This window comes from Sphingobacterium sp. UBA5639, assembly GCF_002421245.1.
In the GTDB taxonomy this organism is placed as follows: Bacteria; Bacteroidota; Bacteroidia; order Sphingobacteriales; family Sphingobacteriaceae; genus Sphingobacterium; species Sphingobacterium multivorum.
The window spans coordinates 253,749-279,866 of sequence record NZ_DIJR01000019.1 but is presented as its reverse complement, the minus strand read 5'-3'; the positions used below and the strand labels follow the sequence as shown (position 1 = coordinate 279,866).

The window sequence follows — 26,118 nt, the reverse complement described above, 5'->3', positions numbered from 1 at the left end:
GCTTCGCAAAAACATTTATTTATGTAACATTTTTTAAAAAACGTTAAAACACTAAAAATCTGAACCTTATACCAGCATTACTTTTTAAAACTTTCACTTTTTAAACAGAAAATTTAGAAAATGATACATTTTTGAAAGTTTCCATATCAGTGTAAAGAATACACTAACAAAGACGAGGTTACCCTAAAAAAACTAAATAATGTATATTCGGATATTGAAGGGAAAAAAATCATGGGAAAATATTTCATTTATGGTGGCATATTGATCCTGCTTCTTTTTTGTGGATGCCAACCAATGGTCCAGAAGAAAAAGCGGATTATTGCTTTTTCACAGTGTATCGGAAATGATGCCTGGCGACAAACCATGCTCGAAGAAATGAAAAGGGAACTTTCCTTCAATCCGGATATTGACTTTCTTTATCGAGATGCCCATGGCGACAATAATGTCCAGATTAATCAAATTCGCGAATTAGTCAAACAGGATATCGATCTTCTGATTGTATCGCCAAATGAGGCCGAGCCCCTTACCCCTATAGTAGATTCGGTATTTCAACGCAATATACCCGTCATCGTAACTGACCGTAAGACATCCTCAGGCCAATATAATGCCTATGTGGGGGCAGACAATCTTGCTATCGGAAAACTGGCGGGCCAGTATAGCCGCACCATTTTACAAAACAATGGTTCGATCGGCCTGGTTACTGGATTATCGGGTACATCCGCCTCCATAGAACGTGAAAAAGGCTTTATGCAGCAAATTGGAGATGCTAAAGGGATTCGAACGAGCGGAATCATTCACGGCGGATGGGAAAAAAACAAAGCTTATTTGGAAACGCGTAGGCATATAGACCAAATGATCCAGAGTGATATCATCTTCACCTTCAATGATCAGATGGCCATGGGGGTAAAAAAAGCATTGGACGAAGCCCAGATCAAAAAGGACATTAAGATAATCGGTGTTGATGCCCTTCCTGGTCCCGGAAATGGCCTTGAACAGATCATACAGGGCAAAATGTTCGCTTCCATACTCTACCCCACTGGCGGAGCCGAAGCCATTCGAACGGCCTTGGCTATCATCAACCACCAAAACTACCGCCGCGAGAATATACTCGCAACCTCTGTCATCGATAAAACCAACGCGGAGTTGCTTGCCCTGCAGTCGGATAAAATAAAGCAACAGCAGCTCGATATAGACAAAAGACAGGAATTCATTACGGAACAGAATAAGATTTACCAAAGTCAAAAGTCGGTTCTTAATGTACTGGTCGTTAGCTTGGTGCTTGCTGTTGTCTTTGGTGGCATTTCTATTATCGTGATCAGGAGCAACTGGGAAAAGAACAAACATCTGGAAATCCAAAATAGTGAGATCCTTGCGCAACAAAAACAGATCGTCGAGATGAATAGTCAGATCCAGCAAGCGGCAGAAATCAAGAATAATTTCTTCACCAACATCTCACATGAATTTAAAACACCACTGACGCTTATTATAGCGCCTATCGAGGACCTTGAATTACGAAAAGACCTGCCAGAAGAAGTCAAAGAACAGTTGTCGCGCGTCAAGCGGAATGCAAAAAAACTACAGCGTTTGGTTACCGACCTCATTGATATCCACCGAATCAGTAAATCAAAAATTAGGTTACATGCGTCTATCGTTTATATCGATCCATTCATCCAGCAGGTAATAGGTAGTTTCAAACCGCTATTTAAGAAAAACAGAATCTCGGTCAGTTATGTCAACAAAACAAGTTTGAAAGAGGTTTGGATGGACGAATACCTCATGGAACAGGTCCTATCCAACTTATTATCCAATGCGATCAAACATACGGCGGCAAGTGGCAGAATTGAAATTATATTGGAAGAAAACAATTTCAAAGACTATTTCTATCTACGGGTTTTGGATAATGGTCTGGGAATTGCGCCGGTTGATATTGAGCATATTTTTGATCCTTTTTACCAAGGAGCCGGCAGCCGTAACGGATCCGGAATCGGACTCGCATACAGCAAACAGATCGTCGAACTGCATCATGGCCAGATCACCGTGAGCAGCAAGCCCGGCCATGGATCGATCTTCACCCTCCGCATGCCAATTGGGAACGGTCATTATGAACCTGCTGAACTGGCCGGTTTCGACAGTGGAGAAAAACCATTGTTTCAGCAACAAGATCTACTGGACACGACAGCAAAGGTGGTAGACAACAATCTTTCTTTTCGATCCAACAAATCGAAGAGCATTATGATCGTCGAAGATAATGATGAAATCAGAGACTATCTCCGCTCGTTATTGGAACAGGATTACAACCTGTTTCTGGCGAAGGATGCCCAGCAAGCCACTAGTATGATGAAGACACATTTTCCAGACCTGGTGATCACCGATATTATGCTTCCTGATGGAAGCGGACTGGATATTTTGAAAGACATCAAAGCCTTTTATCAGACCGCACATATTCCCGTCATCTTACTGAGTGCACTTGCCAACGAGGAGACCATGCTTGAGGGGAGCAAATTAATGGCCGATGACTATATTACTAAGCCATTCAATGCCGAACTGCTGCGGATACGTATTTCAAATATCCTTCAATCGCGTCATCAGCTTAAAGAAAAATATAGCAGCAACGTCGAACAGTTTGAGCGTACTCAAGCCGAACAGGTCAACGATAGCGACAGAAGATTCCTAAACAATCTCTCCGCCATTGTCGAATCCAAGTTATCGGATCAGCGGTTAAGCGTCGACGGGATTGCCAACGACCTCCATCTCTCACGCGTTCAGCTCTATCGTAAGGTGAAACAGCTGCTCGACTGCAGTGTCAATGAGTATATTGTGGAACGAAGATTAAAGAAAGCCAAAAGCCTGATGGCTGAGGGTCTAACCATCAACGAAATATTTAGTAGTGTCGGCTTTTCATCAGCATCTTACTTCGCGTCGGCCTTTAAAAGGAAATATGGACAGTCACCAAGCGCCTATAAAAAAGAATTTGACAAAAAATAGCCGATCAGGGGGCATGCACGAACGAAACGTTAAAACTGCCCCTTTCGTTTAAATAGATAAAAGCTGATCAATAGAAATACAATAACCATCACCATGTTGCAGTAATCGAGCCGTGCAAATGAGTCATTTTCGGATAGGATGTTCATGACCGCATTATAAGCACCCGTATAAGGTATAAAATCCGAAAAGCTTTTTTGCGCCACCAGCACTGAAAACACCAACATAAACATCCCCACCCCAATCGGGTAAATAAAGCTTCGGAACAATAGACTTAAAGCCAGCTGGATCATCCCAATAGCTGATAAGGTAATGAAAAGCTTCAGAAATGTATAAAAAATCACCTGCCTATAGTCGTAATTCTGGAAACCAAGGACGGGATAAATCAGACTGAGCAAATAGCCGCTGATCAAAAATGCAGCGTACGCAAAAAGAATTGAAAAAAGTAATGTTAGTAGAATAAAGGTCGCTTTGGAAAAGAAAATATTCGATTTACTGATGGGCACAGTAAAGAGTATTTTATAATTGTTATTCTTATACTCCACATCACAGCAAGCATATACAAACAAAGCGACAAGAATGGGGTAGAGTAAATAAAAAAATTGAAATACATATCGACCCAATAAGACTTTCCAGGGATTGGGAATGGCGCTGGCACCACCCGAATCGACAATATCATAGATAATATAAGCGCTAATCGCAAAAATGAGCAGCATAGGTGCGATCAAGACCCCAAAAATTTCCCTGTTACGAAGAAGTTTGTACTTTTCAGACAAAAAAGCAGTATAAAATGTATTAGCCATTTGCACGAGCGATTAGGTTTATAAAAATTTGTTCAAGGTCAGCACCACGGGATTCCAGCCCATAAATAGCAATCTGCTGTTCAACCAATGATTTGATCACAAAATCAAATTGTTGATCATCCCCTATACTGACGACAACATTTTGACCATCGATCTTAACGGTAGAAAAACCTGCATTTTGCAAAATAGAAACTGTTGCAGCAGGATTGGATGTCCGTAAGAACACTTCTCGGTCAACCTGTCCCAGCAGCTCATGCTTAGTTCCTTGGAAAATCATTTTCCCACCTTCTATGATACCAATGTGTGTTGCTATTTTTTCAAGCTCACTCAAAATATGGCTTGAAAGAAAGATCGTTTTACCCTGTTCATTGAGGTGACAAAACAAGTTGCGCATTTCCACAATACCCTGTGGGTCGAGACCATTTAATGGTTCATCCAGAATGAGTAATTGGGGATCATGAAATATCGCCATTGCAATCCCTAACCGCTGTTTCATACCCATAGACAAAGCATTCGTTTTTTTCTTTTTCTCCCGATGAAGATCAACCATTTCCAACACTTCATCAATGCGTTTATTCCCTTTTTTATGAATGATATCCAAATACTTTAAATTTTCAAAAACGGTTAACTTAGTATAATAACAAGGCGATTCGATCAGGTTTCCAACATTCGTATAGATACGTGTTCAATTTGTCCTAAGACTATTTCCCTGAATAAAAATCGTATCTGCCTGATCCTCCAAAAGACCTAAAAGCAATTTGATTGTTGTGGATTTTCCCGCCCCATTTCGGCCGAGATATCCATAAATACTCCTGTCTGGAACTTGTAGGCTAATATTATCCAAGATTGTTTTTGTGCCTATTTTAAAACTAAGTTGTTGTGTTAAGATACTTTCCATGCTATTAGCGGTAAATTGGATCTTTATTGATATCGATATAGAAAATGCCATCGATAAACTCGTGCCATTTTCTTTCTTCATCAATCCCCTGATTAATGACTGAACTAAAACGCTGTTTTAACATACTATTGTTGGGCAACTGACGAAGATCCAAAAAGAAATAGGGTGATTTAGTGGCATGAAATACATTTTCCACTGCCAACTTACCCACTCTATCGACAACACGGCCAGTTTTATCGTATCGTCCATAGGAGGTAAAGTCCAAGCTATACGCTTGAGCTCCATATTTACGCTTTATATAAGTCCCGAGCGGTCGATAATCTGTATTGTATGGGGCAGAAAAACTATGGATATTGGCACACCAGACGATAATCTTTTTGCCGGCGTAAAGCGAATCGATCTGATAGGTTAGATTTTCCGCCATCAGTGAATCTCTAAAATGCATGCTCTGCATCGACCCAGTTTTAAAGCGCCAAGATTTGTCAAAGTTGTTTTTCATATCAGACAGATACCGACTATAGATCAAATGTTCTGAGTCTTTTACGCCGCTGCGGATCCTACGGTTCAACTCATCCAGTTCTGCCAGAAACTGTTTTTTTTCGTTCGCATTGAGCCGTTTACTGGCAAAACGTTCATATGTCAGGTATTCCAGTTTGTTTCTATTTTTTTTCAATAAAGGATACTTGGTTGAATCAATCCCATTTTTGACTAAGAAATCTTCTAATAATTTCGCCCGCTTATCAGACAATTCCCTACCCGAAAACTGAATATCAAACCCACCGAGAGAAATAGGATTCTGGGATGTTTTCGTATTTTTATAATAAGTTAAGAGCAGTTGATTTTCCTCATTTTGCCACCAAAAGTCAAATAGACCGATACCGCCGACCGTTTTTACTTGAGACCGACTCGTAGGGGTATCCATCTGTGCATTCATCATCCACATATCATATTGCCCTGCCTCATATAAAACTACGTCATAATCGAGATGCTCATGCAGATAACGGATGAGTCTGGCTTTCGCTTTGAAAGTTTCGCCATCATTGTGCAGCATTTCACCCAACATCAAAATTCTATTATTTTTTAGCGTAGCATCAAAAAAGCGTAGATCCGAAAAATTACTATCGGTCATCAAGATACTTTTGATTTCTTTTTTATGGCGATTCACTTCGGTTAATAATGTTGCATGATTCGCCATGGGCGTATCATTATAGACAAGCTTATTAAACGATAAAATTAAAACTGTAGTTATCGCAAGTGCACATAAAACACCTCTCATGCATTTCAGCTTATATAATTCATAATTGATCTGTCTACTGCGTATCGCGCTAAAGTAGGACATACTTAATATAAGATGATCATTTTTTCTTTTTCCACAAAAAATTACACAAAAAAATTAGAAATATAACATGACAATAAAAAGGCGGTTAAGTGAGTATAACACTTAACCGCCTTGCTTGCTTGCTTGCTTGCTTCGTAAAAAATATAGCAGGAGAAAATTAATACCCTACATTTTGCTTCAACGTTCCTTTGCTATTATCGATGACAGCTTGTGGAATTGGCCACAATTCATTTTTTCCAGCTTTGAACGATCTATTTTCAGAGAAAAAACGATCAGTTAACGAAGTATAGGTAACCTTGCCTGTTTTAGGATCCACCGTACCTTTGGACAGCGCGCCATTTACAGGACCATTCATTACGTCTTTGGCTATTCCCCAACGAATAATATCAAAGCGACGACGTCCTTCTCCGGCGAATTCTACACGCAGCTCACGACGTACCAATTCACGCAGTTTGCTCTGGCCACTGTATACGGCTTTGTCTACTTTTGGCATCTTAGCGCGCTGGCGAACTAGATCGATATTATCATATACGGTATTATCGATAATCCCCAATTCAATCTTTGCTTCCGCATTTAACAAAAGCATTTCGGCATAACGCATCACAATAATGTTGGTACCTACGTTCCAAATGTTCGCATAACTGCTCGGATTTTGGATATATTTTTTATAGTTGTAAGCTGTGCTGGATGCATTATCTGGACCAGATGGATAATCTTCCGATTTCGGATTTAATGGATCGAAATATTTACCATTGTACAGTGCTCCTGGGTAAACAATTGTTGCGCCCAGGCGTGGATCTCTTTTTTCATATGGACTGGCAGGGTCATAAGATTTTGACTCGCCAATAGTCTGTCCATCGGCAGTTTCGTAAGCATCTACCAGACTCTGTGTTGGTACAATAGACCCCCATCCCCCCATTGAATTGGGCAGCATAATACCAAGTGAAGTATATCCTTGAATATTTACCAAATATTCGATATTCATCATGACCTCACTGTTATTTTCATTTGCCTCTTCAAATAAGGTCGCATAATCATCGAATAATTTATAATTAGCCGAAGAAATGATCTCCTGTGTTGTATTGATGACATCCTGGTATTTCTTCTCAAAAGCATAACAGCGCGCCAATAAACCAAGGGCAGCACCTTTGGACATACGGCCGCCACCCTTAGCAAACGACAAATCTGCAGCAGCTTCTTTCAATTCTTTTTCCACAAATTCCAATACTTCCTTTTGCGTATTTGCAGGCACGAACGAATTTTCTGTGGTCAAAGTTTTCGTAATGATAGGTACTCCCCCAAATAAGGTCGCCATATCAAAATACTTATATGCGCGTATGACGCGTACTTCAGCGGTCAGCCGTTTCTTTTTTTCAGCATTAACCGGCGATTTTTCAATATTTTCAAGGATATAATTAGCACGACGGATATGCTCGTACGTATAGCGTGCCTCTGCGTTTCCAGAGTTTGTCGGTGTTGCCGTCCCATTTCCCAAAGCTTGGAATCCTTCCCAAGGGAAATCACTATTGGAGTTATCCGAAGTACAGTCCATGTAAAAGATCTGTGTACCGTCTTCCCAAGCAGATCCTTCGGCCAGCTTACCGTCGCTTCCCCTTGTACCGCTGTACAAACCTGTTACAGCAAAATCGGTTTCTGCTTCCGTTTTCCAAAAATTATCGGCATTATATGCATCCAACGGTTCCTGATCGAGTTTTTGACAAGAGAACAATAAGGTGGCTACGCTCAATGCAATCGTTATATTTCTAAGTTTCATGATTTTCAATTAAAAGTTTACGTTAAGACCAAACACATTTGTTTTCACTTGTGGGTAGTAATTACCTCTAGAATCCGCTGGAGCCTCCGGATCAAATCCTTTAGCAAAACCAGTAAAAGTCAAGAGGTTTTGCCCACTATAGTATACCTTGGCCCCTTTAATACCGATTCTATCCGTAAACGTTTTTGGTAAGGTATAACCGAAGGTAATGTTCTTCAAGCGGACATAACTTGCATTCTGTATCCAAAAATCGGAAGGAGTGCCTGAAGGACTATTTTGTGACCAACTGGTCAATGCCCTCGGCATCGATCCATTTGGATTGGTCTCTGCATTGAAACGATCTGCAAAAATGGTTGTCGGTTTATCAGATCCCGAGATCCCGCCAATGGCTTCACCCCAAAGATAGCCCTGTACTTTAGCGGCCCCTTGGAAGAATAGGCTCAGATCAAAGTTTTTATAACTCATATTGGACGTCAGACCAAAGATGAATTTCGGATCAGGCGAACCTAGATATACACGGTCATTTCCATCGATTTTTTTATCGCCATTCTGATCTTTATAGATAATATCACCAGCACCTACAGTTCCATTTACGCCTTGAATGCCACTGTTTTTATATTCTTCATCCGAACGATAGATTCCTGCTGTTTCGTAGCCATAAAACGAACGGATTGGTCGGCCCTGCTCATAGATATAGAAAGTTCCATTGACCTGTGGTTCGTCGCTCGCCCATTTTTTAATCTGGTTGTTGATATAAGAACCGTTTGCGGCAATGCTATATTTGAAATCTCCGATACTATTTTGATAATTTACTTGTAGCTCTACCCCATTATTTTGTACTTTCCCTGCATTTTGGTAAGGTGCTGGAAGACCATATAAGTTCGATACAGGCAGTTTTAACAATACCCCATCAGTTTTACGGTCAAAGTATTCAAATACAAAGCCTAGATTATTTTTGAAGTTCAGGTCCAAACCAATGTTGGTGCTTGTCGTTGACTCCCATTTTAATATTGGGTTTGCCGATTCTACGATGGCTCCACCGGAACTGATCTCACCACCAAAAGAATAGTTATAACCAGGAGAAATGGTAAATAAGCCTGGATAATAAGCGTCTGAAGAAGGATATGAATTGTCTGATGTTGCCGCTAATTGTTGGTTTCCTAGTTTACCCCAACCGCCCCTTAATTTCAATTCTGAGATTACATCAGACAACGAGGATTCTTTAAAGAAATCTTCCTGAGAAATACGCCATCCTGCTGAGAAAGACGGGAATGTACTCCAACGATTGCTTCCCAAGAATCGCGATGTTCCATCACGTCTCACATTGGCTTCCAATAGGTACTTATCCGCAAATGCATAATTGATACGACCGAAGAAAGAGCGTAATATTAGCTTTTTGGCTCCCCCATCGACTTTCATTCCGTCTTTGCTGCCCAAATTCAGTTCTGAAAAATCATTATTTAAGAAACCTTGTGCATAAGCACTGGAGTAATCCGCACGGAATGTTTCATCCATAAAACCACCTAAAACATTGATCTGATGGTCACCAATCTTTTTGTCATAGGTCAACAAGGTTTGAAAAGTCAATCGTTCAGATTGAAAGTTGTAAACAGTCAGATTATTCACCCCTTGCTTAGGTCCCAAATCACCGTTCGGTGCATAGTATTGGATGTCTTTGACGAATTTGGAAGACATATTGTCGATCGGTTGAAAGCCAACAACTTGTTTGATCTTCAATCCATCCATAATCTTAAATTCACCGGAGAAATTGACCTGCGTATGTTTATTGATCATATTGTCCTTTGCCTCCAGATCCATCCAAGCGATTGGGTTACCGTCGCTACCACGACCATACACACCATTGCTATATTTGTATGGAATAAAACTAGGAATACGATTTACCTGTCTAAAGATCTGTGCCATGTCACCTGTATAAGGGTTTACGGGTTCGGTAATACGTTGATAGTTATACGCCAGCCCTAAATCAAATCGAAGCCTGGAAGACACTTTTGCCCCCACATTTGTGCGTAAATTATACCGGTCCGAACTCGCTACTTTAATAACACCTTTCTGCCCTAGATAGCCTCCGGAAGCCATATACTGCACATCTTCTGTTCCTCCTGTAACCTGCAAATTATGCGATTGCTGGAAACCTGACCCTTTATACAACAACCCTAACCAATCTGTATTGGGATGACCGTCCGGATCAGATCCATTTTTGAAAAGTTCTAGATCCTGCTGGGAGAAACGCTGCGTCTTCCCTTCATTTTTAAGAGCCTCGTTTAAGATGACAGCATGGTCATAAGAGTTCATATATTCCGGTAGACGTGTTGGATCCTGAATACCGGCATAGCCTGTATAATTCAATTGCGGCTTGCCACTACCGCCCTTTTTCGTCGTAATCAAGATAACGCCGTTTGCAGCCTTAGATCCATAAATTGCTGCACTAGGTCCATCCTTCAGTACCGAAACACTTTCAATATCGTTGGGGTTGATGTTATTCATCGAGCTTTCTATTCCATCGACAATAACAAGCGGATTTGCATTATTGATAGTACCTAGGCCACGGATTCGGATCGTACCGTTGTCTTTACCGGGCTGTCCTGAATTTTGAGTAATTGTTACACCCGAAAATTTACCCTGGATCGCTGAGGATACATTTGTAACGGGACGGTACTGTAGATCCTTTGACGTGATCGCCTGTACAGCACCAGTTAGATTTACTTTCTTTTGTTTAGCGAATCCCACAACGACCACTTCCTCCAAAGCCTCATTATTACTTTCCAGCTGAATTGATAGGGTCGTTCCTGTAACTGTCACTTCTTTGGTTTTGTAGCCAACGCTGCTAACAAGCAAAATATCTCCCGCTTTAGCTCGAATTGCAAATGTTCCCTTTGCATCTGTCGATGTCGATACCGATGTCCCTTTGACCGAAACAGTCGCAGCCGCAAGAGGACCATCTTCTGCGGTTACTTTCCCGGTAACTTGGTTCTGAGCGGCCTCTTTTGCTGTATGTTTAAATGCAATCGGCATTTCTTCGGCCCACAAATTTTGCGAAGACGCAACAAGAAGAGCAATAGCAAGCAGGCTTACCTTTTGGTTACTTGTAAATTTTGAAATCATAATTAAATAGTTAGTAAAATTGAGTCTGTCAGTTTAGTATTAGAGTGACTGGTTCAGTACGTTAAATTAGAGGGATATTTTATGGGAACAAAACAATGGTGTCACGAAATCGATTGCGCAAATAACGCAATCGATTGTCTTTTATTTATTGAAATTCACTTTGTCACTTTTTTAGTATAAAAAACAATGCAACCGGCTGCATCCAAGCTGAAACGCTGTTGTTATATTAAAAACAAATACTTATATGTTCCATTAATACTTTATTAATGGACTATTAATTGGGTTAATTGTAAATAGCTAATGGAAAACAACTATCTATAACAAAAGCGCTGTTGATCGATGATCAACAGCGCTTTTTACTTTTTTACTTTCTGGCGTGATTATGCTGGTAAGCAAGCTATGTTAGTTTCCCAAATTTCGATTTGCTCTATCCCCCATCACAAATTCCAATGTGCCACCTTTCAGCACGTCGGCATGGGTCAGCTGTGGAACGTTCAGCGGCTGCCCATTTAATTTCGCCGATTGAATGTATTTGTTTTTTGCAGATGCATTCTTGCCGATAATTACAAAAGACTTGCCATTAGGAAGCTGCATGCTCACTTTCTGGAAAAATGGAGAGCCGATGCTGTAGGAAGTCAGACCTGGTGTTACAGGATAGAAGCCCATTTGGGAAAAGACCACAAAAGCTGACATCCCTCCACCGTCTTCATCGCCCGGTACCCCCATAAGATCGTTTCTAAACCACTCACCGATCAGTTTATGTATCCGTTTCTGTGTCATCCAAGGTTGTCCGGCGTAATTGTAGAGATAAGGAATATGCAAAGCCGGCTCGTTCGCCATGGAAAATTGTCCAACATTACCTGTATGATCGGGAAGCTGCCCATAAAAATCAAATTTCGACCGACCCAAAGGTTGCTGAAACATCTCATCAAGGTATTTGACAAACAATTCATTTCCCCCCATCAATTTGATCAGATCCGGAATGTTGTGCTGTACATCCCAACGATATATCCACGCATTGTTTTCACCATAATACTCCCGTGCTCCCTGTCCGCCAGAAAACACATAATCAAAAGGCATGATAAAATTTCCTTTGTCATCTTTGGGATGGAAAAATTTGGTCTGTTCGTTGAAAAGATTTCTATAATTGAAAGATTGCTTCATAAAGAGATCATAGTCAGCCTGGTTACCCAATTCTTGAGCAAGCTGTGCCAAGCACCATAAGTCGTAAGAGGTACCCAAGGTTACAGCGACAGGCTGTCTCCGTTCAAAACCGTTTACTTCTGGTATCGTTTCTTTCTCACCTGGATATAATGCTGGAATATAGCCTTTCTCCTTAAAAAATTCGTCTAATTTCCCCGCGGCTTTTCCCGACCAAGGAGCTAGCGTCTTTTCTGTAATCGCACCTTTTGCTGCCAGATAGGCTTTCTTGATATCAAAATTACGTACTCCTTTGCGGTAAGCATCCAACAAAGTTGCTACACCATGATTGGAATTCATCCGTCTACTATCACCCGTAATCTCAGGGAAAGTAGGTAACCAAGGCTGCTCCATCTGTTCAGACATCCGGACAAAAGAATTAAGGATCAAGGATTCTGTGCCAGGCTCTAACAGTACCCGCAATGGATGATGTGCCCGGTAGGAGTCCCAGATCCAGTCATCGGTAAAAAAAGGTTTGCCCTCGTCCTGATGGACCTTACCGTCGAACGCACTATAATAACGGCCATCCTCAGAAATATTGACTGGCCTTTCGTAGGTGCGGTATAAGGAGGTATAAAACACATGTTTATTGGACTCATTGTCGCCTTCCACGGCAATTTTACCTAAAGCGTCGTTCCATATTTTACGGCCTTTTTCAGCCAGCTTCTTTTGATCAAAGTCGCTGATTTCACGCTTTAAATTGGCTTTTGCCTGTGCGACATCGATAAATGAAACACCATATTTCATGCGCAAGCTAGTCCCTGCCTGATTGAACTCCAATACCATACACGAATTCTTACCAACAGCTTCTGTTGCATTTTCAAGTTGTTGGCCTTGCAGTCGCTTTACCGCAACAGGCTTGGATTCGGGAATAGCATAAATATACACATGCGTTCCATTACCAATATCCTGTGTACCCGAAAGTCCCTGTCCGTCCCATTGAAGTTTTCCTTCCTGCGAGTTGAACTGAAGATATTTTGTAGAAGTTGTTGGAAACGTAAAGGTATACATCCCCGACTGATGCGACAGCGCATAGTCTACCTGAATATTCTCCTGATCCAACAGCACCGAATAGGCATACGGATGTATTTCCTCCTGATCGTAACTATACAGTTGTACCGGTTTCAAACTGCCTGGCAATTTCACCATGGGACTAAGATTGAATGCCGATTTTCCACGATGGCTGGTAACGATAAGCGGCAGACCGAACAGACGGTCTGACGTATAGTCTCCACGCTCAGGATAAACGCGCAAAAGGCTGTTTGGCAAGTGGACTGTTGGATAGGTTGGCACCAATAAATGGCTGATGTTGCCCATATAAGGATTGACATAGTCAACATAATCTTTCGTCATTTTAGCTTGGGAAAAACCTTTTAGCATACTGACCGAAAGAAGAGAACAGCAGCATATTGTGCGTAACAATGTATTGGTTTTACGTTTGATATTCTTCGTTAGCATTTTAAACAATTAAGTGTTCGATGGTTTAAGGGCGAAACAGTTGTTCCGCCCCTAAAGTTAATTTTTTTTGGCAACATATCGTCTTCGTGTCCATCGATTATTTGGGACCTGTCAATAATCCAGTCTGCTTTACCTTCTTGATACTGCCGTCCTTATTGTACTCTAAGCGGTCTACGCAGATAGAGCGAAGCCCATCGGTGAATTCGCCATTTTTTTGTGACATTTCACTGTGATGGTAAAAAGCATACCATTTACCTTTGAACTGCAAGATAAATGTTGATTGATGTAGTGCGTAAAAAAAACGCTACGCTTTACGACTTAATTTGGATGTTGAACGATTATCCCTATATTCGACAAGCCAATCCCATAGGGAACTTGTGCGATATAAACCAATTTATCAATAGCAGGACATCATGAACATCCTAAAACCTTATTTACTTATCCTTCTCCTACCATTTATTTATTTTGACAGCCTTGCACAGTCCGCGACGAAGATTATCGATCTTTCCACCTATGGTGTTGTTCCCAACACGGGCAACAATAGTACTGCATTGGTCAATAAAGCTATTCAATCCATCTTCAGCAAGATTGGCAAGAAAGAACCTATTATTTTAAAATTCAAAAAGGGACGTTATGACTTTCATCCAGAAGGGGCGCTAACCCGCGAATACTACATCTCCAATCACGATCAGGACAACCCCAAAACCGTAGGTATGGCATTTGAAAATCGCGACAACATCACAATTGATGGACAAGGATCAGACTTTATCTATCATGGACGCATGTTACCTATCGCATTGATCGAGAATAAAAACCTCACGTTGAAAAATATCCACATCGATTTTGAGCGCCCTCAGATCTGCCAGGTCAAGATTTTACAAAACGATACAATCAACGGTACAATTACTTATCAAACTGCACCTTGGGTAACCTATACGATCAAAGACAGCATATTTTACAATACCGGTGAAGGCTGGCAACTGAGACCGACATCGGGGATTGCCTTTGAAGAAAAGACCAAACGGATAGTCTATAATACAAGCGATATCCGCGTGGGCACAACCAAAGTGAAAGAGCTCTCTCAGGGTATTATTCAAGCGCAGCAATGGAAGAATAGCAAGCTTATACCGGGTACCGTCGTTGCCATGCGCGCGGGATTTCGTCCCAGTCCGGGCGTATTTGTCCATAAAGGAAAAAATATACGACTTGAAAATATCGCCGTCCATTACGCCGAAGGCATGGGTTTGCTAGCTCAATTAACGGACAACATCACATTGGAAGGTTTCCGAATTGCACTTCGCAGCGATCAGGATCCGCGTTATTTTACAGCTCAGGCCGACGCAACACATTTTTCGGGTTGCAAGGGTGTTATTGTATCGAAGAATGGACTGTATGAAAATATGATGGATGATGCCATCAATATCCATGGCACCTACCTGAAGATCACCAAACGACTAGACGACAAAACATTGATCGGTCGTTATATGCACGATCAATCCTACGGATTTGACTGGGGCTACCAGGGGGATACGGTCCAATTTATCCGCTCCAGTACAATGGAACTCTGGGACCAGAAAAATAAGATCCAATCCATTAGCGTTTTACGCGAGAAAGCCTCAGATCCAATACGCGAATTCATGATTACATTAAGTAATGCTTTGGACCCAGCTATTGACCCAACAAAAATGGATATTGGCATCGAAAACCTCACATGGACGCCACGTGTGCTATTTAGTGGCAATACCATACGCCACAATCGAGCACGGGGTGCTCTATTCAGTACGCCAAAAAAGACCCTGGTAGAAAACAACCGCTTTGATCATACTTCAGGTACAGCTATTCTCCTGTGTGGCGATGCCAATGGTTGGTACGAAACGGGTAGCTGCCACGATATTCAAATCCGGAACAATACTTTTATCAATGCCTTGACCAATATGTTCCAATTTACCAATGCGATTATATCGATCTATCCAGAAATTCCGGATTTAAAAAATCAGCAGAAATACTTCCATAGCCATATCGTCATCGAAGACAACCGCTTTGAAACCTTCGATAAGCCTATTCTTTACGCCAAATCAGTCAATGGATTGGTCTTTCGCAACAATCAAATCAAGACCAATAAGGAATATCCTGCATTTCATTGGAATAAAAAGCCCTTATTTTTTGAACGTGTCGCAAATAGCATTATTTCAAACAATACGGTAAATGGCAAACAAAGTGATTTACAAACCTTGGATCAATAACAAGTCCCGATATTTAAACTATAAACTGTCCCTATGTTATTTCACAAAAACAATTTATCATTCACCCTTGCGGTGTTATTTATCGGTATGCATGTAGGAGGCCATGCGCAAACAGTCAACCGAACTAAAGTTAAGCAGAAGCACCAATCGGTATCCACAACAGAACGCCCCAATATTGTCGTGTTTTTTGTGGACGACCTCGGTTGGCAGGACATGTCCGAACCATTTTACAAGGTCAAAACGCCAATCAACGAAAAGTTTCATACCCCCTATCTGGAAACATTGGCCAAAGAAGCCATTAAATTTACCAATGCGTATGCAACACCGGTGTGCACACCTTCCCGGGTGAGCTTTCTGACCGGTTTAAATGCTGCTCATCATCGTGTCACCAATTGGACCCATCCCAAAGCTGACACCCCGACCGATAGCAAAGATGAATTGTTGAATCCACCGGATTGGAATATCAACGGACTAAGCCCTGTGCCCAATATACCACATACGATATATGCTACTCCATTTCCAAGCATCCTTAAGGCCAATGGTTACTATACCATTCATGTGGGTAAAGCACATTGGGGATCTGCCGGAACACCTGGTGCCAGCCCTTTAAATTTGGGTTTTATGGTCAATATTGCAGGACACTCCGCTGGGCATCCACAAAACTACTATGGCGAGCAGAATTACGGAAACCTTCCTGGTAAAGCAGGTTATCAGGCAGTTCCCGATCTTATGGAATACCATGGCACATCCACATTTTTAACGGAAGCCTTAACCCGGGAGGCGCTGAAGGCACTGGAGGAACCTATACGCCGTAAGGAGCCTTTTTTCCTTAATTTTTCCAACTATGCGGTGCATGTCCCGATCCAACCCGATCCACGTTTTGTACAAAAATACCTCGACCGCGGCTTAGATTCCACTGAAGCAGCTTATGCTTCACTAGTCGAAGGTTATGACAAAAGTATGGGTGATATCGTTCAATTTCTTAAAGACAAAAACCTGTACGATAACACCGTCATTATTTTCCTTAGCGACAATGGCGGACTAAGCCTCAGCCCAATGCGCACCGGACCAAGCCATACACAGAACCTACCATTAAAAGCTGGGAAAGGGTCGGTTTACGAAGGTGGAATCCGGGTTCCTCTGTTGATCAAACAGGCCAAACAGCACCCTGCAAGCACAGATGCTACCCCTGTTATGGTCGAAGATCTCTTTCCAACGATTCTCAGTTTAGCCAAAATAGATCGCTATCAGCTCGTACAGGAAAAACCAGATGGAAAAAATCTTTTGCCCTTAATGGAAGGTAATAGGTCCGACAATTGGAACAGCCGTCCATTGGTATGGAATATCCCCAACAAGTGGACAGTACCAGATGGCCCTGGAATCAACTTTTTCTCGGCAATAAGACAAGGAGATTATAAGTTACTTTACGACATGAAAAATGGGAAGCTTGAACTTTACAACCTGCAGCAAGATATCGGTGAACTCAACAACCTTGCCCCAAAAATGAAAGGAAAAACCAGCGAGCTCAGCAAATTACTTTCTGATCAGCTCCGGACTTGGAAGGCTCAGTTGCCGACCTACAAAGCTACGGGACAGCAGATCCCCTATCCTGATCAAATTAAGCTGATGGATTAAGGGGCCTGCTTGGATGACTTATACAGCGAAGCCCCGATACAACGAAGCCCCGAAAGTACATATCGGGGCTTCGCTGGTTTATCCTCTCCTTCGAAGATACGATTTAGCAAAATCTGTTGCTATCCTGACAACTATCCTTTTTTTTCTTTTTTTGCAGATTCAATCAGTTCACGCATTTCTAATTTAATGTAATCAACATTAGGGGTCTTTTATTAATTTAAAATATTATTAAACCTTGACAATAAAAACCGAATTTTTTATGGCTCTGCAAGCATAAAACAAGATAAATTTCAGCACTCATCCAAAAACAAATGTACTTTTGACTATTTATTCGAAAAATTAAAAGTGAATTCTATTTTAATTTTATTCAACCTAATTTTGAGTTAATTACGGCTCAAAACCAATTTCTTATGAATATAAGCCCAAATGATAATGTCAAATGTTTAACGAATTTCAAAAGATTAAACACAAAAAATAAAAAATACGTACAGATCTTGACCTTATTTAATAAAATCTGTAATATTGAAAAAAAGTTACATTCCTCAACCCTACCAATCTAAGGAATTCAACTTCACACTATCATATCATGAAAAACGATAAAGATCCAGCTCATAATGATGCAAGCTTGTTAGCTAGGCTCCGAGAAGGCGATTTAGAGGCTTTCAATATTTTGTATGATAAATATTGGTCTTTACTTTTAGATGAATCTTACAAAAGACTCGAAGATTTAGCTTCCTGTGAAGAGATTGTTCAGGATGTATTTATTGAACTTTGGGAACACTGTCCCAGTAGAGAGATTCACAACCTGAAATCCTACCTCATTGCATGCATGAAATACAAAGTCTTTGAAACCTATAAGAAAAACAAACGCAGAAATATCCTTATCGAAGAAAATCATCACCTTTATCGAAGTTATGAAATTCTGGAAGGAGATCAGTATGCCGAAAAGGATTTAAAATCTTTAATTGAACAATGGGTAGCCCATCTCCCACAAAAAAGAAAAGAAATCTTTAAAATGAGATACTTAGATGGACTTACCACAAAAGAAATTAGTGATTTGACAGAAACTTCCCAAAATACAGTTCAAAATCACCTCGGAGTATCAATTCAAAAATTAAAAAAACTTGTTATCCAACATTTTTTGACGCTACTCATAATTTTATACAACTGTAAATAAGTAAATTACAAATAAACACCAATTTAGACTAGTACATTTTTTCCTTTTAGGGGCACTATTTAAGTGAACATTGTACTAATCATATGCAATATCCTAACCAAGAGCTCGAAAAGCTAATTGACAAATACTTAAAAGGCGAAGCCAATTCGGAAGAAATGGACGTCGTGGAACGTTTTTTCGATTCATTTTCATCCCGACCGAATTTAATCAAAACACTACCCGATCATGTACAGAAAGCACTCAAAGCACGCATTCATGGCAGAATTATAAAGAAACTGACTCGGAGGAATCAGAAAACATTCAATTTCCCTAGAATTGCAGCAGCTGCAGCTATCCTCTGTATCGCTTTTACAGCTCTTTATCTTTACAAAATTGCGCAACCAAACAATCGAGAAATTACGCTAACAAACGGACAACAGCAGCGAATTGTTCTAGAAGATGGTACAAAAGTTACACTTAATGCTTCGAGCAAAATAATCTATCCCGCCTCATTCAAAGATTCCAGCACACGTGAAGTTACTTTGATTGGGGAAGCATTTTTCGATGTCGCCAAAAATCCATCCAAGCCCTTCCTTATTCATACACCAAGAATGGAAATTAGCGTACTGGGAACCGCTTTCAATGTGCGCGATTATGCCAAAGAAAATAATGCCCAAACAGCTTTGGTACGTGGCAAAGTATCCATCTGGAAAAAAGGAACTGACAATCAGAAATTTATATTAAAGCCCAAAGAAAAGTTTGTGATCAGAAAGGTATATGGAGTTGAAAAGGAATTCCCATCTACAACTACTAAAACCGCATCGGCTCCTATGGCAATAGCTATTCAGCCATTTTCCATCTCTGAAAAAGACGGATCCGCTTTAGAAACCGAATGGTTATTAAATCGGATTACCATTCAAGATGATAGATTACTGGATATCGCCTTAAAACTAGAACGCATGTATGGCGTGGAAATTAAAATTACAAACAAAGCAGTGGCTAACCAACGCTATTCAGCAACATTCGAAAACGAACAACTAGAAAATATCCTAAAAGCATTACAAACTGTCAATTACTTTCAAATTAAAAAAACGGGGAAAAATCAAATACAACTACTCTAAAAACAATCAACCTATATAACTCACATGAACAAAACAAAACCCAAATTTAGAAAAGAGTCGAGATTGGCTTTACTGCTCATTTGTCTTAGCGCCATGCATATACAGAGCTTCGCCTATTCTCAAACTGAAAAAATTGATGTCTCCGTCCAGGGAGGAAAACTCGAAGATGTATTTCAAACAATCATTGACAAGAGCAAATACAAAATGTTCTTTAGCAAATCGACCCTCCCAAACTCGACAATCAATATTGTTGGAAAGAAAATCAGTGTAAAAGATCTTCTTTCCCAGTCTCTGGCCGGGAGCAACCTAACATGGGAAGTATTGGACAATGACATTATCGCTATAAAAGAAAAAAAAGAGAATCAGCAACACATTGCGGGCCAAGTAGTCAATGAAAATGGAACGCCTTTGGCAGGAGTATCTGTTATCATAAAGGACTGGCAAAAAGCAGAATACCGCAATCTGCAAACGAGTACCGCAACGGATGTCAATGGACAATGGGGACTGCGTATTCCAAATGACGATGTCATTATTACTTTTTCTTTTATTGGTTATCAGAAGGTTGATATCACTGCAAAGCAGCTTATTGCCAATTCTACTCCTATTAAACTGAAACCGGAAGAAGGAAGCTTAGAAGAAGTGGTTGTTATTGGCTACGGTACGACAACACGTAGACTGAATACGGGATCAGTTGCTTCGATCACAGCGAAGGACATTACCTCTCAACCTGTAAGTAATCCCCTTGCCGCACTATCGGGAAGAATGTCCGGTGTATTGATCGCCCAAAACAATGGTGTGCCCGGAAGTGCTGTTCAGATTCAGATTAGGAATCAAGCGTCATTAAGTGGAACAACCTCTGGTTCAATACCGCTATACGTGGTTGATGGAGTTCCATTTACCAATTTTAACGGCGGACAACCTGCAACAGATAACCTCAATTCATTTGGTATCTCAGCTTCTTCAGGCGGCTTAAGTCCCTTCAGCATGATTAATCCAGCTGATATTGAACGTATCGATGTCTTGAAAGATGCCGACGCTACAGCGATCTATGGTAGCCGGGGCGCAAATGGTGTCGTATTGATCACCACAAAAAAAGGATCTGCAGGTCGTACTCGCATTGGTGTAAACTTTAACACCGGATTTACCGAGGTCAACCACTTTATCCCTATGTTGAATCTAGAACAATATCTCACGCTAAGAAAAGAGGCTTTTGCTAATGCTGGAGTTACACCTACAGCCGATAACGCTCCAGATCTTATGTTATGGGATCAGAACAAATCGACAGATTGGCAGAAAATGCTGATTGGAAACAAAGGACATATTACCGACGTTCAAGCGAATATGTCTGGTGGAAACGAATCTACCCGTTTTTTCTTTAATTCGGGATATAGACGCGAGAGTACTGTTTTTTATGGAGATAGCAAAAACAGTCGCTTTACCTCACGGTTAAACTTGGATCACACCTCCTCTGACAAAAAATTCAATGCCGCTTTATCAGTTAGCTATGCCAACGACAATTCCGATATGCCTTCCTCTGATGTCACATCTCTCTACAATTTGCCCCCCAATTATCCAATCTATGGTGACAATGGAAAATACTATTGGTTACCGTCATCAGCTTTTATTGACAACCCAATCTCCTTGCTCGAACGGAAATACTTTGGTAATACCAATAATCTGATCTCGAACGCCAATCTGAGTTACAAAATTCTACCTGGACTGACAGCAAAAGCAAATTTTGGCTATACCATCACACAGTTGAACCAAAATAATCAACGCCCAATTACTTCCTTAAATAACACCGTCTCCAACCCGCTTGGATCTTCCAGTTTCTCTAATACAAAGGCCGAAAATTGGATTATTGAACCGACATTGGATTATGTAAAAAGTATCGGCGAAGGTAAATTTACGGCATTAATTGGAACAAGTTTTCAGCAAAATTCATCCCGTTCACAGACAACCAATGGTTCTAATTATTCAAACGATGCACTTTTAGGTTCGCTCAGTGCCGCAGGATTATTCACTGCCAGCAATAACCTCGTATATTACAAATACAATGCACTATTCGGAAAAGTAAATTACGACTGGAAAGAGAAATATTTGTTTAATGGAACTTTTAGAAGAGATGGCTCATCTCGTTTTGGACCTAAAAACCGATTCGGAAATTTTGGAGCAATAGGACTAGGATGGGTCTTTGGAAAAGAGGATTTTATACAAGATAATCTAACGTTTTTAAGTTTTGGTAAATTGAGAGCGAGCTATGGAACTACAGGTAATGATCAAATTTCAAATTACCTTTATCTTCCACTCTACTCTTCAACAACCGCATATCTGAATAATCCTTCCATGAATATTGGAACACTTCCAAATGAATATATCAAGTGGGAAACAACCAAAAAACTGGAGTTTGCTTTAGATCTAGGTTTCTTGAAAGATCGAATTTTGTTTACTGGAAACTTTTTCAGAAATCGTTCTTCTGATCAGATAACTGATTTAGTTTTAAGTACTCAAACGGGCTACAACAGTTACAAAGAAAACCTACCGGCATTGATCCAAAATACAGGCTTGGAATTGGAGTTGAACACCACCAATATTACAAATGAAAATTTTACTTGGAAAACATCTGCTAATTTCACGTTTTATAAAAACAAACTTGTCGAATTTCCTGGAATTGAAAACACATTTTATTCAAGTAGCTTTCTAGTTGGTGAGCCGCTCAATATGGTCCGTTTGTATCACTATCAAGGTGTAGACCCCACAACAGGAAGAGCGTTATACGAAGACCGCAATGGCGATGGGGCTATAACGGGCGATGACCGATACGTTGCTAACTTAGGTACACCTTTCTATGGTGGATTTAACAATACTTTTTCCTACAAAGGCTTCGAGCTCGGCGTATTTTTTCAATTTAACCACCGCTTTGGAGTAACTAAAATCCTCAACACGAGACCGGGTGCTATGCTCAACCAAAATGATTACTGGTTGGACAGATGGACACCAAATAACAGCAATACCAATATCCCGGGAGCAATTATCCCGACAGTACCGGCATCTTCAGCTGATGGAGTTGCATTAAGCAACTCTTATAATCAATATACCAGCTCTGATGCTGTCTATGGGGATGCTTCCTATATTAAATTGAGGTCTGTCAATTTATCTTACAACCTGCCCAAAAGCTGGACTTCGAGATTAAAAATGTCTAATTGTAATGTATTTATGCAAGGGCAAAATCTCTTTACTTGGGCCAAGAACAAATATGTCCTGGATACCGAAACGACCGTGCAAGGCGGTCCATCTGGTTTAGGAACTGGAACGATTGCCCAGGTATTGCCTCCATTGCGGACGATTGTATTTGGATTTAACTGTCAATTTTAAAACTAGAGATCATGAAATTAAACATCAATAAAAATATACTATTATTAGCAATTACCAGTGGAACTCTTTTGACCAGCTCCTGCGAAAAATTTGTGGAATTGGGCGCTCCACCGACACAAGTTGTAGCTGGCGAAGCATTCTCTACAGATGCTTCTGCAAATAGTGTCATACGCGGATTGTATACCACAACATTAAGCATCAATCTCGCTGGGACTTCAACCTTTTATACAGGAATCGCTGCAGACGACCTTCAATACAATGCGGCTGATGCAAATACCTCGGAATTCGCCAGCAATAACCTGCTGAACACAAATGGGAATGTCGCTAATTTCTGGTCAAATTGCTACCAACTTATCAAGAATGCAAACAATGCGATATCGGGTCTCGACGCATCCACCAGCCTTACCCCAAGTGTAAAAGATCAGCTCCTGGGCGAAGCGAAATTTTTTAGGGCTTATACCTATTTCTATCTCGTCAACCTCTATGGTGATGTGCCATTGCAATTACGTGATGACCTCCACGCTTTTGAAGATGCAATTCTTCCGCGAACTTCTGCACAGCAAGTATATGATCAGATTATTGCTGATCTAAAAGATGCGGAAAGTAAGATGGCGACGGCCTATGATGCAACGGCAAGCCCCAGAGGAAGAGCTAACAAAACTGCTGCAAGCGCACTATTGGCAAGAGTTTATCTCTACCAAAAGGATTATCAAAATGCCGAATCTTATGCGACCAAAGTATTACAGTCATCTGATTATGGCATGCCGACACCAGATAAAAATTTTGTAAACTCAAGTAATGAGGTTATTCTTCAACTTGGCAATCAAACGGGAGTAACGACATTTGGCTCCAATTATATTACCGCGGCTACAGCTACACCCGGCTACACTCTACCGGACGCTGTGTATAATAGCTTTGAGACATCTCCGACGGTTGACTTAAGAAAAACAAATTGGACAAGTTCAAAAACGGTCTCCAACAAAATCTATTATGCCATAACCAAATATAAAATATCCTCGGGAACAGGTTCCGAATACCATATTATGCTTCGCTTAGCCGAGCAGTATCTTATTCGCGCGGAAGCGAGGGCTAAACTGGGAAAACTTGCCGAAGCCCGAACAGATGTGGATGCTGTCCGTTCTCGCGCTGGACTTGCAGGACTTAATTCAAGCTTAAACCAAACACAATTACTATCTGCAATAGAAATGGAACGCCTGCACGAATTTTTCGGGGAGTTCGGCCATCGTTGGCTCGACCTCAAGCGGACAGATCGTGCTACCGCTGTATTGTCTCCAATCAAATCAAACTGGCAGGCTACGGATGTCTTGTATCCTATTCCACAAGCCCAGATTTTGATCAACAATAAACTGACACAGAATCCAGGATACGAAGATTAATGAATTTAAAAAATCATACAGACAAAAAATGAAAACAAAAATCTTAACGGCTGCATTGGTGTTTTCGCTAACAGCATCTTTTGCACAACAACCAGCAAAAAACAAATACCAACAGTATCTCCCCATTATAGAAAAAGGTACGTTGGTACAAAAGGATTCGCTTGCTAATGTATTAATGAGCGAATTAAAGACGTATAAATCGGAAGAAGACTACCGTACTACAATCAACATTTTGCGTTCTTTAGGGAAAGAAGATCTGCAGGCATCTGCAGAAATACTGGCTAAGAAAAAATATCCAAAAGGATCACTAACGCGTGATGCCTTTATCACAGATGTTTTTTACAATGCAAGTACGCCAGCACAAAAAGAAAAAGCATATAATGAGCTCATAAAAAAATGGCCCGTTAAAAACTTCAAGGAAGAACCACTGACTTATGATTATGTATTGGCTAATTTAGCACAAAGTTTTGCCAACGAAGGAAATGCCCCAAAAGCATTGCATTATCTCGGTGAAATGAAAGAACGATTCTGGCGCGGAAATGGCTATATCCCTGTTGGTCAAATCCTCCTGAGAACAGGTGATACGACTACTGCAGCACCACTCTTAAAAACAGCTATGGATGATAGTTATTACTATTTAACCCTTCCAGAGGATCAAAAAGACAATAAGGCTCGGTTTGCGGCCATGGGATATGCAAGCTCCATGTCAGCTTATGTCAATATACTCGTTTCACAGAAAAAATTTACTGAAGCGCTAGGTTATATAGAAAATGCATTAAATGCAGCACCAGAGCAAGCGGATGGTCTAGCGATGGTATACTACAAATCTTTAATGGGCACAGGAAGAAAGCTTGAGGCATATAATATTCTCACCAAGTTATATGCTAAAGGACAATTTGCGGTCGAAAATGATCTTAAAAAATTATATACTGAATTGAATGGATCTGTTCAAGGTTACGAGAATTTTAATGCATCCTTAAAAATAGAGTTAACGCAAAACATTCGCAACCATATCAAAGAAATGGCAACTTTTAAACCTGCACCTAATTTTGAATTACTCAATCTTAAAGGCGAAAAAGTATCCCTAGCCAGTTTAAAGGGAAAAGTTGTGGTATTGGATTTTTGGGCAACTTGGTGTCAGCCATGTATCCGTTCATTCCCAGGAATGAAGGCAGCACAGGACTCTTATGCAGATGATAAGGATGTACAATTCTTATTCATGAATACCTGGGAGCGTGATAAGAACTATAAGGAAAATGTGATATCCTTTATCACCAAGAATAATTATCCTTTTGAAGTTCTCTATGACGATCAAAAAGATCCACAAACCGGAGAAGTTATGGCCGCGAAATTCGGAGTCAAAGGAATTCCAGCAAAATTTATTATTGATAAGGAAGGAAATATACGTTATTTTCTTACGGGATCTACCCCAAATGTAGATTACATTAAATTAGAAATGAAAGAGCTCATCGAAGCCGCTAAAAAACCTTACAAAGGGTAAAAAAAGGGGGCGTCCAAAAAGATCGGACAGCCCCCTTTTTTTTAATATCCAGCCAACTATAATCCAACCAACTCCCGAGCGTAAAAGAAGAATTTTTATGGGCTTTAAGACTT

At 40.6% G+C, this 26,118-nt stretch carries 14 protein-coding genes and 1 pseudogene; 8 read left to right on the top strand and 7 right to left on the bottom strand.

Going from position 1 to position 26,118, the window contains the following annotated elements:
• The first annotated feature begins 231 nt into the window (after positions 1-231).
• Complete coding sequence (locus tag B4Z90_RS12210; protein ID WP_286802369.1) at positions 232-2,985, top strand: hybrid sensor histidine kinase/response regulator transcription factor; 2,754 nt, start codon at positions 232-234, stop codon at positions 2,983-2,985.
• A 29-nt stretch (positions 2,986-3,014) separates the two neighbouring features.
• Here the strand turns inward: B4Z90_RS12210 and B4Z90_RS12205 are convergent, their stop codons facing one another.
• The 7 genes and pseudogenes from B4Z90_RS12205 to B4Z90_RS12175 form a co-directional block, all read right to left on the bottom strand.
• Positions 3,015-3,785 (bottom strand): ABC transporter permease, encoded by a 771-nt coding sequence (locus B4Z90_RS12205; protein WP_286802367.1) that lies wholly within the window; start codon positions 3,783-3,785, stop codon positions 3,015-3,017.
• Positions 3,778-4,683: pseudogene (locus B4Z90_RS12200) on the bottom strand (ABC transporter ATP-binding protein). Before B4Z90_RS12200 ends, B4Z90_RS12205 begins: the two are co-directional and overlap by 8 nt.
• Positions 4,684-4,687: 4 nt before the next feature.
• Positions 4,688-5,878, bottom strand: coding sequence for an erythromycin esterase family protein (locus B4Z90_RS12195; protein ID WP_286802365.1), 1,191 nt, complete (start codon positions 5,876-5,878; stop codon positions 4,688-4,690).
• Positions 5,879-6,179: 301 nt separating this feature from the next.
• Positions 6,180-7,796: a RagB/SusD family nutrient uptake outer membrane protein gene (locus B4Z90_RS12190; protein WP_286802362.1), complete on the bottom strand. Its 1,617-nt coding sequence runs from the start codon at positions 7,794-7,796 to the stop codon at positions 6,180-6,182.
• 9 nt (positions 7,797-7,805) lie between these two features.
• A complete protein-coding gene (locus B4Z90_RS12185; protein ID WP_286802361.1) occupies positions 7,806-10,919 on the bottom strand; it encodes a SusC/RagA family TonB-linked outer membrane protein in 3,114 nt (1,037 codons plus the stop codon).
• A 402-nt stretch (positions 10,920-11,321) separates the two neighbouring features.
• Complete coding sequence (locus B4Z90_RS12180; RefSeq protein WP_286802358.1) at positions 11,322-13,577, bottom strand: GH92 family glycosyl hydrolase; 2,256 nt, start codon at positions 13,575-13,577, stop codon at positions 11,322-11,324.
• A 97-nt stretch (positions 13,578-13,674) separates the two neighbouring features.
• Complete coding sequence (locus B4Z90_RS12175) at positions 13,675-13,800, bottom strand: hypothetical protein (RefSeq protein ID WP_286802355.1); 126 nt, start codon at positions 13,798-13,800, stop codon at positions 13,675-13,677.
• Positions 13,801-13,990: 190 nt separating this feature from the next.
• On the opposite strand from B4Z90_RS12175, the gene B4Z90_RS12170 reads away from it, so the two are divergent.
• The 7 genes from B4Z90_RS12170 (at position 13,991) to B4Z90_RS12140 (ending at position 26,005) form a co-directional block, all read left to right on the top strand.
• The gene (locus tag B4Z90_RS12170) at positions 13,991-15,820 is read left to right on the top strand and encodes a right-handed parallel beta-helix repeat-containing protein (protein ID WP_286802353.1); all 1,830 of its coding nucleotides are present in this window, start codon (positions 13,991-13,993) and stop codon (positions 15,818-15,820) included.
• Between the two features lie 33 nt (positions 15,821-15,853).
• Entirely contained in the window at positions 15,854-17,455 is a 1,602-nt protein-coding gene (locus B4Z90_RS12165) for a sulfatase (RefSeq protein ID WP_286802350.1), read from the top strand.
• 586 nt (positions 17,456-18,041) lie between these two features.
• Positions 18,042-18,632: an RNA polymerase sigma factor gene (locus tag B4Z90_RS12160; RefSeq protein WP_075991593.1), complete on the top strand. Its 591-nt coding sequence runs from the start codon at positions 18,042-18,044 to the stop codon at positions 18,630-18,632.
• An 83-nt stretch (positions 18,633-18,715) separates the two neighbouring features.
• Positions 18,716-19,732: a FecR family protein gene (locus B4Z90_RS12155; RefSeq protein ID WP_286802348.1), complete on the top strand. Its 1,017-nt coding sequence runs from the start codon at positions 18,716-18,718 to the stop codon at positions 19,730-19,732.
• 24 nt (positions 19,733-19,756) lie between these two features.
• Positions 19,757-23,107, top strand: a complete 3,351-nt coding sequence (locus B4Z90_RS12150; RefSeq protein WP_286802347.1) for a SusC/RagA family TonB-linked outer membrane protein — start codon at positions 19,757-19,759, stop codon at positions 23,105-23,107.
• Between the two features lie 11 nt (positions 23,108-23,118).
• Positions 23,119-24,504 carry a RagB/SusD family nutrient uptake outer membrane protein gene (locus tag B4Z90_RS12145; RefSeq protein ID WP_083663526.1) on the top strand — a complete coding sequence of 462 codons (1,386 nt, stop codon included), beginning with the start codon at positions 23,119-23,121 and terminating at the stop codon, positions 24,502-24,504.
• Between the two features lie 28 nt (positions 24,505-24,532).
• Positions 24,533-26,005, top strand: coding sequence for a redoxin domain-containing protein (locus B4Z90_RS12140; protein ID WP_286802344.1), 1,473 nt, complete (start codon positions 24,533-24,535; stop codon positions 26,003-26,005).
• Positions 26,006-26,118: the final 113 nt, after the last annotated feature.